10 protein-coding genes and 1 pseudogene are annotated in these 12,693 nt (G+C 62.7%); 4 read left to right on the top strand and 7 right to left on the bottom strand.

The features are described from left to right. Positions 1-10 precede the first annotated feature (10 nt). From HB778_RS41490 to gyrB, 3 genes and pseudogenes are all read left to right on the top strand, one after another. On the top strand, positions 11-1,246 hold the full coding sequence (locus HB778_RS41490) for a caspase family protein (protein WP_244661945.1): 1,236 nt from the start codon (positions 11-13) through the stop codon (positions 1,244-1,246). A 247-nt stretch (positions 1,247-1,493) separates the two neighbouring features. After that, positions 1,494-2,096: pseudogene (locus tag HB778_RS43080) on the top strand (caspase family protein); the annotation flags it as partial. Positions 2,097-2,786: 690 nt separating this feature from the next. Then, on the top strand, positions 2,787-5,258 hold the full coding sequence (gyrB, locus tag HB778_RS17525) for a DNA topoisomerase (ATP-hydrolyzing) subunit B (RefSeq protein WP_183465128.1): 2,472 nt from the start codon (positions 2,787-2,789) through the stop codon (positions 5,256-5,258). A gap of 140 nt (positions 5,259-5,398) precedes the next feature. Here gyrB and HB778_RS17520 read toward each other — a convergent pair whose 3' ends face one another. Beyond that, the gene (locus HB778_RS17520) at positions 5,399-6,487 is read right to left on the bottom strand and encodes an alpha/beta hydrolase family protein (protein ID WP_244661944.1); all 1,089 of its coding nucleotides are present in this window, start codon (positions 6,485-6,487) and stop codon (positions 5,399-5,401) included. A gap of 320 nt (positions 6,488-6,807) precedes the next feature. On the opposite strand from HB778_RS17520, the gene HB778_RS17515 reads away from it, so the two are divergent. Continuing rightward, positions 6,808-7,725 (top strand): hypothetical protein, encoded by a 918-nt coding sequence (locus HB778_RS17515; protein WP_183464933.1) that lies wholly within the window; start codon positions 6,808-6,810, stop codon positions 7,723-7,725. Between the two features lie 75 nt (positions 7,726-7,800). Here the strand turns inward: HB778_RS17515 and HB778_RS17510 are convergent, their stop codons facing one another. The 6 genes from HB778_RS17510 to HB778_RS17485 all read right to left on the bottom strand — a co-directional run bounded on the left by HB778_RS17510 (position 7,801) and on the right by HB778_RS17485 (position 12,389). Continuing rightward, entirely contained in the window at positions 7,801-9,198 is a 1,398-nt protein-coding gene (locus HB778_RS17510) for an NAD(P)(+) transhydrogenase (Re/Si-specific) subunit beta (RefSeq protein WP_095200829.1), read from the bottom strand. A 6-nt stretch (positions 9,199-9,204) separates the two neighbouring features. Beyond that, a complete protein-coding gene (locus HB778_RS17505; protein WP_432421255.1) occupies positions 9,205-9,630 on the bottom strand; it encodes a proton-translocating transhydrogenase family protein in 426 nt (141 codons plus the stop codon). Next, on the bottom strand, positions 9,630-10,913 hold the full coding sequence (locus HB778_RS17500; RefSeq protein WP_183464931.1) for a Re/Si-specific NAD(P)(+) transhydrogenase subunit alpha: 1,284 nt from the start codon (positions 10,911-10,913) through the stop codon (positions 9,630-9,632). The genes HB778_RS17505 and HB778_RS17500 overlap by 1 nt, the downstream gene beginning before the upstream one ends. Before the next feature lie 87 nt (positions 10,914-11,000). Beyond that, a complete protein-coding gene (locus tag HB778_RS17495; RefSeq protein WP_095200826.1) occupies positions 11,001-11,225 on the bottom strand; it encodes an aa3-type cytochrome c oxidase subunit IV in 225 nt (74 codons plus the stop codon). A 161-nt stretch (positions 11,226-11,386) separates the two neighbouring features. Next, complete coding sequence (locus HB778_RS17490) at positions 11,387-11,536, bottom strand: DUF3096 domain-containing protein (RefSeq protein ID WP_019862764.1); 150 nt, start codon at positions 11,534-11,536, stop codon at positions 11,387-11,389. Positions 11,537-11,657: 121 nt separating this feature from the next. Further along, positions 11,658-12,389, bottom strand: a complete 732-nt coding sequence (locus HB778_RS17485; RefSeq protein ID WP_244661943.1) for an N-acyl amino acid synthase FeeM domain-containing protein — start codon at positions 12,387-12,389, stop codon at positions 11,658-11,660. Between the last annotated feature and the right edge of the window lie 304 nt (positions 12,390-12,693).

The raw sequence follows: 12,693 nt of genomic DNA, 5'->3' as shown, positions 1-12,693 counted from the left end.
GCGGTTCGACTTGCGTTTGCTGTTTGCCTTGCTGCTGATGATTGCGACCACCGCCACCGCGGTGGCGGAACGGCGCGTGGCATTGGTCATGGCCGAAGACGACTACCGGCTGGTCCGGCCCTTGGCCAATCCCATCCATGACGGCGAGGTGATGCAAGCGGCGCTGAAGAAGCTCGGCTTCGAAGTTGTCCTCGAAACCAACCGTGACCTCCGGCGCATGCGCCGTGCGCTCGACGATTTCCGCGCCGATGCCAAGGGCGCCGATGTGGCGCTGGTCTATTTCTCCGGCCACGGCGTCGAAATCTCGGGCGACAACCGGCTGTTGCCGGTCGATGCCGATGCGTCCTCTCTTGACCAGATGGACAAGACCAGCCTGCCGCTGGAAGAGGTACGCGATGCGGTCGCCGCCACCGCCAAGGTCGGGCTGATCGTGCTTGACGCCTGCCGCAGCGATCCGTTCTCGGGAGGCAGTGGCGACGGGCGCGGCGCGACCTCGCTGGCGAAGGATATCGCCGACAAGGTCAAGCCGGGCCTCGGCCGCGTCGGGCGGGCGGAAAACATCCTGTTCGCTTTCTCGGCCGCACCCGGCGAAACGGCCGCCGACGGCACCGGCCAGAACTCGCCGTTCACGACGGCGCTGACCAAATATCTCGGCACCGACGGGCTCGAAATCCGCTCGGTGCTGACCTTGGTGCAGCAAGAGGTCTATGACCTCTCCCGCGGCAAGCAGCTGCCCTATGTCGAAAGCGGCCTGCCGAAGCTGTTCTTTGCGACCGCGGCGAAGGAACAGCTGCCGGAGCGCGAACGGCTGCTGCTGGCCATGGCCGATGTGACGCCGGAAATGCGCGGCGAGGTCGAGCAGATCGCCAGCGATGCCGACATGCCGCTGGCGCCGCTCTATGGCGCGCTGATCGGGACCGACACCAGCCATCTCTCTGCCGACAGCCTGAACGCCCGGCTGCGCGAGGCGGCCGACGCTTTCGTCAAGGTGCGCAGCGAAATGAAGACGCTCGCCTCCGACGATCCCCAGGTGACGGAACTGCGCCGGCAAGCCGAGGAGCAGCTGTCGCTGGGCGCGTTCGATGGCGCCCGCGCCCTTCTCGCCAACGCCGCCGACATCGACAATGTTTCGCGTCAGGCGCTTAAGGTCAATTTCGTCAGCCGAACCCTGTCCGAGGCCGCGACGCGCCTTCCTCTCCGGCGGCGCGGCGCGCGCCGACCTCGACTACGCCACGGCCATTGGTGACTATGAATCGGTGCTGGCGCTGTATGGCGAGGCCGGGCAGACCTCACTCAACCTGGAACAGGCCGACCGCCAGAGCCGCACGCTGGAGGAACTCGGTATCCTCTATACGACGGTGGGCAATGTCGAGGCGGCCGGCCGTGCCTTTACCGCCCTGTTGGCCAACCTCGAGCAGCGGTCGCGTCAGGAAACCGACCCCAGCGTCAAGCGCGATCTCGCCATCGCCCATATCAAGCTCGCCAACACTGAGATGGCACAAGGCGACCTGCCAACCTCGCTGGAACATTATGAGGCGGCCAGGGACATGCTGCAGGACCTGACCGCAAGCGTGCCGGACAAGAAAGACTGGCTCGGTGATCTTGCCATGGCCAATGACAAGATCGGCAATGTGCTGGCGACGCAAGGCGATGTGGGGGCGGCGGCCCAGGCCTATCAACAAAGCCTGTCGATCAAGCAGCGTTTGGCAGATGCCGAGCCGAACAGCGCCTATCTGCTGCGCGACCTGACCATAACCTATGATGAAATCGGCGACCTTGCCCGGACCGCCGGACAGCTGGACGGCGCCCAGACGGCCTTTGAAGAGAGCCTGAGAATTCGGCTCGTGCTGGCGGAGAACAAACCCGATGACCTTGAGCGCCAGCGCGCTGTCTCAGTCAGCCACGATAGGATCGGTGACCTGCTGCGTCAGCGCGGCGACGCCGCCGCTGCACTCGTGGCCTACACCAAGAGCCAGGCGATCGCCGAAGAGCTGGTGCGCCGTGACCCCAACGATACCGACTTGAAGCGCGACCTGTCGATCAGTTACGCCAAGATCGGCAACGCGCTCAACGACCAGGAGAACTGGCCGCCAGCGCTGGCTTCCTATCGGCAAGCGCTGGCCGTGGCGCGTGAACTTGCCGCTGATGATCCTGGCAACACCGAATGGCAGCGCGACCTGTCGGTCTGCCTGGAAAAGGTTGCCGGTGTGCTTGATGCCCAGGGCGATGTCAGCGGCGCACTGCAAAACTATCGGGACAGTTTTGCCATTGCCGATCGGTTGGCCAACCTCGACCCGGCCAATTCCGACTGGCAGCGCGACCTGTCGATCACGCTGTCGGAAATCGGCATGCTGGAGACCAAGCAGCGCCACTTCGAGGGATCCAAGAAGGCCTTCGAAGCCAGCCTCGGCATCCGCCAGAAACTCGCCCAGTCCGATCCGAACAATGCGATCTGGCAGTTTGATCTGGTACAGGCCTACATCAACTATGCCTATGTGGCGAAGGATCCGAAGGCGGTGCTGACCAAGGCGCTGAACCTGACGCTGGAACTCGACCGCACCGGCCGGCTGGCGCCCCGGGACAAATCCACGATCAAATATTTGCGCGACCTTCTCACCAAATTCGGGGCTCAAAAAAATAGCCGGCTGCCAGCCCGGGATTCGGCCCGGAAATGCCCGCAAACCTTGGAAAAACCGCCTTTAGCGCCTATATCTAGTCGATATCAGACGCGCGATTCGGGGCCGATTTTTCGCGCTGTAAAAGCGGCATCTAGACAACAGGTTTTCATGAGCGACCAGACCGAGAACACAAACGGCGCAGAAGCCGAATACGGCGCCGATTCCATCAAGGTTTTGAAGGGGTTGGACGCCGTCCGCAAACGCCCCGGAATGTATATCGGCGACACTGACGACGGTTCCGGCCTGCATCACATGGTCTATGAGGTGGTCGACAACGCCATCGACGAGGCCTTGGCCGGCCACGCCGACCTCGTCACGGTGACGCTCAACCCCGATGGTTCTGTGACGGTGATCGACAATGGCCGCGGCATTCCGACCGATATCCACACCGGCGAAGGCATTTCCGCGGCTGAAGTGATCATGACGCAGCTGCATGCCGGCGGCAAATTCGACCAGAATTCCTACAAGGTGTCGGGCGGCCTGCATGGTGTCGGCGTCTCGGTGGTCAACGCTCTTTCGGCCTGGCTGAAGCTGAAGATCCGACGCAACGGCCAGATCTTCGAGATGAGCTTCACGCACGGCAATGCCGATGCGCCGTTGAAGGCGACCGGCAGCTACGAGCAGGACAAGCAGCCGGGCACCTATGAGGGCCGCAGCGGCAGCTCGATCACCTTCTTCCCGTCGGCCGAGACCTTCACCATGGTCGAGTTCGATTTCGGCACGCTGGAGCACCGGCTGCGCGAGCTCGCCTTCCTCAATTCCGGTGTCCGCATCATTCTGACCGATGCCCGCCACGCCGACATTGTGCGGCATGAACTGCACTATGATGGCGGCCTGGAAGAGTTCGTCAAATATCTCGATCGGGTCAAGAAACCGCTGATCGAGAAGCCGATTGCCATCAAGGCCGAGCGCGACGGCATCACCGTCGAAGTGGCGATGTGGTGGAACGACAGCTATCACGAGAACGTGCTGGCCTTCACCAACAACATCCCGCAGCGTGATGGCGGCACCCATCTGGCCGGCTTCCGTGGCGCGCTGACGCGTCAGATCACCGGTTATGGCGAGTCCTCGGGGCTGACCAAGAAGGAAAAGGTCTCGCTGATCGGCGACGATTGCCGCGAAGGCTTGACGGCCGTGCTGTCGGTCAAGGTTCCCGACCCGAAATTCTCCTCGCAGACCAAGGATAAGCTGGTTTCGTCTGAGGTCCGCCCGGTGGTGGAGGGCCTGGTCAACGAGGCCCTCGGTACCTGGCTTGAAGAGCATCCGACCGAAGGCAAGGTGGTCATCGACAAGGTGATCCAGGCCGCGGCGGCGCGCGAAGCGGCGCGCAAGGCGCGCGACATCACCCGCAAGAGCTCGCTCGGCGTTACGTCCTTGCCAGGCAAGCTGGCCGACTGCCAGGAACGCGACCCGGCGAAATCCGAAATCTTCATCGTCGAGGGTGACTCGGCCGGCGGCTCGGCCAAGGGCGGCCGTTCGCGCCAGAACCAGGCTATCCTGCCGCTGCGCGGCAAGATCCTCAATGTCGAGCGGGCCCGCTTCGACCGTATGCTCGGCTCCGACATGATCGGCACGCTGATCACCGCGCTCGGCACCTCGATCGGCAAGGACGAGTTCAATGCCGACAAGCTGCGCTATCACAAGATCATCCTGATGACCGACGCCGACGTCGACGGCGCCCACATCAGAACCTTGCTGCTCACCTTCTTCTTCCGGCAGATGCCGGAACTGATCGAGCGCGGCCATCTCTACATCGCCCAGCCGCCGCTCTATAAGGTGACGCGCGGCAAGAGCTCGCAATACATCAAGAATGAAAGCGCCTTCGAGGAGTTCCTGATCGAGTCCGGGCTGGAGGAAGCTTCGCTTACGATGGGTTCGGGCGAAGTGCGGACCGGGCAGGATTTGCGCGGTGCGGTTGACGATGCGCTGGCTGTGCGCCAGCTGATCAATGGCCTGCACACACGCTACAACAGAGGCGTGGTCGAACAGGCCGCGATCGCCGGCGGACTCAACCCCGAAATCTTCGGCGATCTTGGCCGCGCCAACGCCATGGCGGAGCGGATTGCGCAACGCCTCGACATCATCGCCGAGGACACCGAGCGCGGCTGGACCGGCCGCATGTCGACCTCGAATGACGGCAGCGGCGGCTATGTCTTCGAACGCACGGTGCGCAGCGTCAAGGAATATGCCCATCTCGACATGGGGCTGATCAATTCGGCCGACGCCCGCCAGCTCGACCGCTACGCACAGCGCCTGAGCGAGGTCTACGGGACGCCGCCGGTGCTGCGCCGCAAGGATGTGTCCGAAACCGTCTCGGGCCCGCTGGCGCTGCTCAACGCCGTCTTTGCGACCGGCCGCAAGGGCCTGACCATGCAGCGCTACAAGGGTCTCGGTGAGATGAATGCCGAGCAGCTCTGGGAAACCACGCTCGACCCAAATGTGCGGTCGCTGCTGCAAGTCAAGGTCAACGATGCGACCGATGCCGACAGCCTGTTCTCGCGGCTGATGGGCGACGAGGTGGAGCCACGGCGCGAATTCATCCAGGACAACGCACTGTCGGTCGCCAATCTGGATATTTGATGCTTGTCGCCCAAAGCTGCGCAACGGTTTGGGCGAACGACATGCTCGCAAAAAGCTTAAAGCGCGGCGCCCAAATCCGTTCCGATGCAACGCGCTCTAAGGCTGTAGCGCTGCGCCGAAAAAGCTTGCCAGGGCGGCGTTCAGGCGCTGATGGAACGCTGCCCGGTCGAAGCCGGGGGCGTCAACGCAAGCCATGGGCGCAATGGCGCGCAGGCGAGTGCTGCAAGGCGGCAGGAACGCATAGTGGCCTGCCAGCGGTTCGACATGATACTCCGGCGGTCGAGGCAGCGCCGCACGGACGCGTTCTTCATACCAGGGATCGGGTTGATGCTGGTCGTTGGCCGCGCGCCATAGGAGCACCGGGATCTGAACCGAAGCAAGGCCGGCGCGGTCGAAGGTGAAGCCGAACGCCGGCGCGGCGGCTGCGATGGCGCGGATCCGCAGATCAGGCTTCCACGCATCCGGGGTGGCTGGGCCGCTTCGGCAACGGAATGGACCCCGGCTTTCGCCAGCGTGGTGCAAAGATCATGCTGGGGATTTGCCGCGCAGTATGGATCGATCCTGCCGAGATCGGGTATTCCGCCCGCTTCGACGAGCACCGTGAAGCCGCCATTCGAGAATCCGAAGGCACCGATGAGCTGCGGATCGATGTCTGCATGTCCCTGCCAGTCCGTCAGCATGAAATCGATCAGCCGGCTCAGTTGGGCGGGCCGGCGCCATAGCATCAGCACCTTGCTCTGGTCGTCGAAGGTGTCACCGGCATGGCTGACCGCCGCGACAACGAAGCCGGCTCTCGCCAGGGCGATCGCCGTATCATAATGACCGGCATAGGATCCGCCGCCGCCATGCGAGATCACGATGAGCGGCAGCGCACGGCCTTCTACCGGGCCGGAAGGCGCGACGCGCTGCTTGAAGAATTCCAGCGGCACATAGCGCGGCTCGGCTGAAGTCGGGTACCAGATGCCGGCAGCCAGCGGCGGCTCGCCGCCATTGGGAACGCGAACGGCTTCAAAGCCTACGGAGGAAGGATGCGCGGTGTCTTCGGCAGCCGAACTGGCCGATGTCGCGCCGATCGGCGCACCGGCTGCAGTGGCAAGGGTCGTGCCCCAGGGGAACAGGCAATAGAGCGAGACCAGGCCGACTAAAATTGCTGGGCGCAGCCCGCGGACAGGAGCCCAAATCCGCTGGGCTCTTGCTTTTTGCTTCTCCTGGAATTTCCTTGGAGTCATTTGTCTTCCTGCTCGGCAAGGCACTTCGAAGAAAATTCGTCCGGATTTCCGCTTTTGCCCGACTCGACCTGGGGGTCAAATCACAACAACATGATCGCTTGAGACATTGGTGCGAAGCGGTGCTTCGAATTGTTCCCTCGCCGGCAAACAAAATCATTTTATAGCCTGCCGGAACGGAAGTCCTCTCGGGACATTGTGACAACATCGATCATAGTTTCTCACAGGAGGCCTTCATGGGACGTGGCATTTTGCTCTGGTTGCTCGGTATTCCGATCCCAATCATCATTCTCATCATGCTGTTCGTACGGTAGGGGGCGTTGATGCAGCCCACCATATCGGCTATCGACCTATCCGCTTCAGAAGAAGCCTCCGCTACAGCCGTCAGCTGGGGACCGATCATTGCCGGCGCTTTCGCGGCTTCGACGCTGACCTTCATCCTCATGCTGCTCGGCTCCGGGCTTGGGCTCAGCATGGTTTCGCCATGGTCGGGGTCCGGCGCATCGATCACCACCTTCGCGGTGTCGACCGCGATCTGGCTGGTCGTCGTGCAATGGCTGTCCTCCGGCGTCGGCGGCTACCTTGCCGGACGCCTGCGCACCAAATGGGTCGGCATCCACACTGACGAAGTGTATTTCCGCGACACCGCTCATGGCTTCCTTGCCTGGGCGTCGGCAACGCTGCTTGTCGTCGGCGTCCTCGGCTCGGCGCTATCCGCAGCCCTGGGCTCAGGTGTACAGGCTGTCTCAACCGTAGCATCGGGCGCCGCCACGGGTGCATCGGCTGGTGTCTCGGCCAAGATCGGCAGCGCATCGGCCGACAATGCGACCTCCTATCTGGTGGATTCGCTGTTCCGTCCGGCCGATCCGGCCAAGCTTGCGGCTGCGAATTCTGACGGTGATGCTGCCGCAGTCGGAGAGGCCTCGCGCATCCTGATCGCCAGTGCGGCGGCGGGCGAGATTTCCGCCGACGACAAGACCTATCTGTCGCAACTGGTTGCTGCCCGCACCGGGCTGTCCGCGGGCGACGCCAAGGCGCGTGTCGATGCCTTGGTCGCCAAGGTCGAGGACGCCAAGGTCAAGGCCAAGCAGGCCGCCGACACAGCCCGGAAAGGCAGCGCGACGTTTGCCCTGCTCGGCGCCTTGTCGCTGGTCATCGGCGCCTTCATCGCCAGTGCCGCGGCCGCTCTCGGCGGCAGGCAGCGCGACGAAGAGGAAGCGGTTTTCCTGACCACCCGCTGAACCCAGGCTTGCGCCAGAAATGAAAGAGCCCGGCTTCAAAGCCGGGCTCTTTGCCGTTTCCGCCAATCGGCCAGATCAGTGATCCATGGCCTTGACGATCTCTTCGGTCATCTTCTTGGCGTCGCCGAGCAGCATCATGGTGCCGTCCTTGTAGAACAGCGTGTTGTCGATGCCGGCATAGCCGGAGCCGAGCGAGCGCTTGACGAACAGGCAGGTGCGGGCCTTGTCGACGTCGAGGATCGGCATGCCGTAGATGGGTGAGCTCTTGTCATCCCGCGCGGACGGGTTGGTGACGTCGTTGGCGCCGATGACATAGGCGACATCGGCCTGCGCGAATTCGGAATTGATGTCCTCGAGTTCGAACACTTCGTCATAGGGCACATTGGCTTCGGCCAGCAGCACGTTCATGTGACCAGGCATGCGGCCGGCGACCGGGTGGATGGCGTATTTCACATCGACGCCATTGGCCTTGAGCTTGTCGGCCATTTCGCGCAACGCGTGCTGCGCCTGCGCGACCGCCATGCCGTAGCCCGGCACGATAATGACCTTCTGCGCGTTCATCATCAGATAGGCGGCGTCGTCGGCCGAGCCCTGTTTGACCGTGCGCTCGATGCCATCATCCGCCGCTGCCGCCGTCTCGCCGCCGAAGCCGCCAAGGATGACCGAGATGAAGCTTCGGTTCATGCCTTTGCACATGATGTAGGACAGGATCGCACCGGACGAGCCGACCAGCGCACCGGTGATGATCAGCGCCAGATTGCCGAGCGTGAAGCCAAGTGCTGCGGCGGCCCAGCCCGAGTAGGAATTCAGCATCGAGACGACGACCGGCATGTCGGCGCCGCCGATCGGGATGATCAGGAGGATGCCAAGCACCAGCGAGGCTGCGACGATCAGCCAGAACACCAGTTTTGACTCGGTGGTGACGAGCAAGATGATCAAAACGATCAGGGCGATGCCAAGCGCGGCGTTGATGAAGTGGCGGCCGCCGATCATGATCGGCTTGCCGGACATGCGGCCATCGAGCTTGAGGAAGGCGATGACAGAGCCGGTGAAGGTGATGGCGCCGATGGCGACGCCCAAGCTCATCTCGATCAGGGCCTGGGCGTGGATATCTCCATTCGTGCCAATGCCAAAACTTTCCGGCGCGTAGATGGCGGCAGCCGCCACCATGACGGCGGCGAGGCCGACCAGCGAGTGGAAGGCGGCGACCAGTTGCGGCATCGAGGTCATGGCGATGCGGCGCGCGGTGACGGCGCCGACACCGCCGCCGATGGCGAGGCCAAGCACGATGAGGCCGAAGCGGCCGGCCGACGGGGTCGCCAGCGCCAGCGTGGTGGCGATGGCAATGCCCATGCCGATCATGCCGTACAGATTGCCCTGGCGGCTGGTGGTCGGATGCGACAGGCCGCGCAGCGCCATGATGAACAGGACGCCGGAAACCAGATAGAGGAAGGACGCGAAGTTGGCGTTCATGGCGCTCTACTTGTCCTTCTTCTTGTACATGGCCAGCATGCGCTGGGTGACCAGGAAGCCGCCGAAGATGTTGACCGACACCAGCATCAGCGCGACGAAGCCGAAGCCGGCGGCAACACCGGAAGCGGCGATGCCGACGGCAAGCAACGCACCGACGACGATGACCGAGGAGATGGCGTTGGTGACGGCCATCAGCGGCGTGTGCAAAGCGGGGGTCACCGACCAGACGACATAGTAGCCGACGAAGATCGCCAGCACGAAGATGGCGAAGCGGAAGACGAAGGGATCGATGGCGCCGCCGGAAAGTGCGTGCGCGGCATCACCCGCCGCCTCGGCACCGCCTGGAGCATTGGCCAGGTTCTGCACCGCAAGCTTAACGGCAGCGCTTGCCTGGTCGAGCTGGTCGAGGGCTTTCTGCAGGGTCTGATCCATCACGCGGTCCCTTTCGACTTGGGCGAGGGCGACTTGGATGCGGCGGTTTTCTTGGTCGCGGCTTTCTTTGCAGCAGCCGGCTCGGCCGAGGCGTCGGCGACCATGGTCGTGGCCGGGATCGCTGCCGGCTCGACATGGGGCTGCTGGTCGGCCTTGGCGAAGGCCGGATGCACGACCTTGCCACCGTCGGTCAGCATCGTCGCCTTGACCAGATCGTCGTCGCGGCTGATGGCGAGCGTCTTCGTCGTCTTGTCGACCAGCGTCTCAAGGAAAGCGAACAGGTTCTTGGCGTAGAGCAGCGAGGCGGATGCGGCGACACGGCCCGGTACGTTGAGATGGCCGACGATCTTTACATTGTTGGCCGTGGTGACGACCTTGCCCGGCTCAGCACCCTCGACATTGCCGCCACGCTCTACCGCGAGATCGACGAGCACCGAACCCGGCTTCATCGACGCGACCATCGACGCCGAGACCAGCTTCGGCGCCGGGCGGCCGGGGATCAGCGCCGTGGTGATGACGATGTCCTGCTTGGCGATGTGCTCGGCGGTGAGCGCCGCCTGCTTGGCCTGGTATTCCTTGGACATTTCCTTGGCATAGCCGCCGGCGGTTTCGGCGGCCTTGAACTCGTCGTCCTCGACGGCCAGGAATTTCGCGCCGAGCGAGGCGACCTGTTCCTTGGCGGCGGGGCGCACGTCGGTGGCGGTGACAACGGCACCAAGACGACGCGCCGTGGCGATCGCCTGCAGGCCGGCGACGCCGACGCCCATGATGAAGACTTTCGCCGCCGGCACCGTGCCGGCCGCCGTCATCATCATCGGCAAGGCCCGGTCATATTCCGAGGCACCGTCGATCACCGCCTGGTAGCCGGCAAGGTTAGCCTGGCTGGACAGCACGTCCATCGATTGCGCGCGGGTAATGCGTGGCATGAACTCCATCGAGAAGGCGGTGACACCGGCCTTCGCGAGCGCCGCGACCGCCGCGTCATTGCCATAGGGATCCATGATGGCGATCACCGCTGCACCGGCTTTGTAGCTCTTCAGCTCGGCATCCGTCGGCCGGCGCACCTTGAGCACGACATCGGCCTTGGCGACATCTGCGGCCTTGCCGATCGCGGCACCCGCCTTGGCAAACTCTTCGTCGGGGATACGCGACCTCGTGCCGGCGCCGGTTTCGACAATCACATCGAAACCAAGCCCCGCCAGCCGCTTGACCGTATCGGGCGAGGCCGCGACACGCGGCTCGTTCGCATCAAGCTCACGAGGGATGAAAACCGTCTGTCCCACCGCATGATCCTTTCGGCTGGAACCTGTTTGCGCAAAGTGTCGGCCGGAATCTCCGGCGACGTCAATGGCAACGGGGTTTTGGAAGGTCTATCGCAGAATGAAGGCGCCGACGGCCATGATCAGGATGAACAGGATGGTCGCCGAGAAGAAACCGGCCGCGAAGAAGCCGAAAGCCATCGCGATGAGCAACGCGCCGCAGAAAAGCGATCCGTATTTGGCCAGCGCTAGAAAGCCCGCATAGGTGCGGTCATGTTCCGCATAGTCCATCTTCGCGCCCAGTTCGACAGGACCGGTCGGCGAGTGATCAGCCATAGGAATACCCCTTCGAAGACATCTTTCAGGCACATAGCGAAAAGCCGGGCCGAGAGCAATGGCGCTATTGCCGCATTGGGGCGGACAACTGCCTCAAGGGAAAATTGAAACTGCCGGCCGTCCCTGTGAGGGGCGGCTTGCGCCAGGCCTGCCCGGCGGTCTCAGCCGGCGAGGTGCGGGAAGAGCCCGAGCAGTCCAACGACGATCAGATAGAGCGCGACGATGTAGTTCAGCAGCCGTGGCATGATGAGGATCAGCACGCCGGCGATCAGCGAGATAAGCGGCGTGAGCGCGAGCTGGGAGATGTGCATGTCGGGGTCCTTCGGGGCAGATCAGTTGGCATGATGACGAGACGGAACGGCGGTACGCCGCCGTCATCAAAACGCGGATCTGGCCGGAAAGCTCCCGAGGTTCGTCAAAAATCGCGTAGCCTCAGGCGGCGGCGCGATAATATTTCGCTGTCGGCACGATGGACAAGGGTGTCAGCCGGTTGATGGCCGGATTGGCGAACATCAGCCGCTGCTCCGTCGGCGTCGACCTGAAGAATGGGAACCGTTCGAGCGTCAGGCGCATATTTTCGCCGGCAGGGATTTCGAACAAGGCGATCCGGGTAAGAACGCCTGGAAATTCTTTAGCCTCGGTCCGCTGTACGGCATTGAAATAACGCGAATAAAAATTGGAATGCTCGACCTTGACCGGCGTCAGCACCGAGTCCTGGCCAAAATAGAGCGAGGCCACCATGGCAAGCCTGAGGGTCAGGAACGGCAGCACTCCGGGCGCCGGCGCGCTATCGGGATCGGTTGCAAACCGGGTTCCGTCGATAAAGGTTTCTCCGCGGGCAAGTCGCTCGATCAGTATTTCCGGATAGGCATCGACGGAGGGCGAATTCGCGTGCTCCCGAGAAATGTAATGGAAGCGGATCGTGCTGACCAACTCGCCATAGAAATAGACACCGAACCGGTAGGAATTGGGCAGATTGTCCCAGCGATCCTCGAACATCCCGCCGGCGATTGGGCCGCACATGCCTGAGCGCAGATAGGATTTGTAGCGAAGCCGGTAAATCGCCTCCAAATCCTCGCCTCCGGTAATGAGGCGATAGTCGACATGCTCCAGCAGTTGCATCATCGATCGGTTCAGCACCGAATCGCCGGCTGCCCTGACCACGCCAGACGCATTCCTTGCAGCCGTTGCAGCATCCATCATCTGTCCTCGAAATTCCGCCTATGAATAGGCTATTCGAGCTGAAATGAGACACAAGCTGAAATTTGGATAGCGCCGGTTTACTTTCTGTTAACCTTAACAGCCGGGCGTTCGTTGAGACCGTGGCGCTTGCGTTCGGCAATTGCTGAGCGCGTCGTAACCCATTGTTTTTGCTTTTACATATTTGAAAGACTGATCGTCAATGACACCGTCTTTTGGGCTTGGCCTCACGGCCGACCCGTTCCCGGTGATCAACGCAACGTTGTGC

It is taken from the genome of Mesorhizobium huakuii (genome assembly GCF_014189455.1).
Lineage (GTDB): Bacteria > Pseudomonadota > Alphaproteobacteria > Rhizobiales > Rhizobiaceae > Mesorhizobium > Mesorhizobium huakuii_A.
The sequence above is the reverse complement of the archived record's forward strand: the minus strand, read 5'-3'. Positions and strand labels throughout refer to the sequence as shown.

What these genes read in the sequence shown, in the direction of transcription:
- gyrB (WP_183465128.1), top strand. Translation starts at nt 2,787, where the DNA reads ATGAGCGACCAGACCGAGAACACAAACGGCGCAGAAGCCGAATACGGC.
- HB778_RS17520 (WP_244661944.1), bottom strand. Translation starts at nt 6,487, where the DNA reads ATGACTCCAAGGAAATTCCAGGAGAAGCAAAAAGCAAGAGCCCAGCGG.
- HB778_RS17515 (WP_183464933.1), top strand. Translation starts at nt 6,808, where the DNA reads ATGCAGCCCACCATATCGGCTATCGACCTATCCGCTTCAGAAGAAGCC.
- HB778_RS17510 (WP_095200829.1), bottom strand. Translation starts at nt 9,198, where the DNA reads ATGAACGCCAACTTCGCGTCCTTCCTCTATCTGGTTTCCGGCGTCCTG.
- HB778_RS17505 (WP_432421255.1), bottom strand. Translation starts at nt 9,630, where the DNA reads ATGGATCAGACCCTGCAGAAAGCCCTCGACCAGCTCGACCAGGCAAGC.
- HB778_RS17495 (WP_095200826.1), bottom strand. Translation starts at nt 11,225, where the DNA reads ATGGCTGATCACTCGCCGACCGGTCCTGTCGAACTGGGCGCGAAGATG.
- HB778_RS17490 (WP_019862764.1), bottom strand. Translation starts at nt 11,536, where the DNA reads ATGCACATCTCCCAGCTCGCGCTCACGCCGCTTATCTCGCTGATCGCC.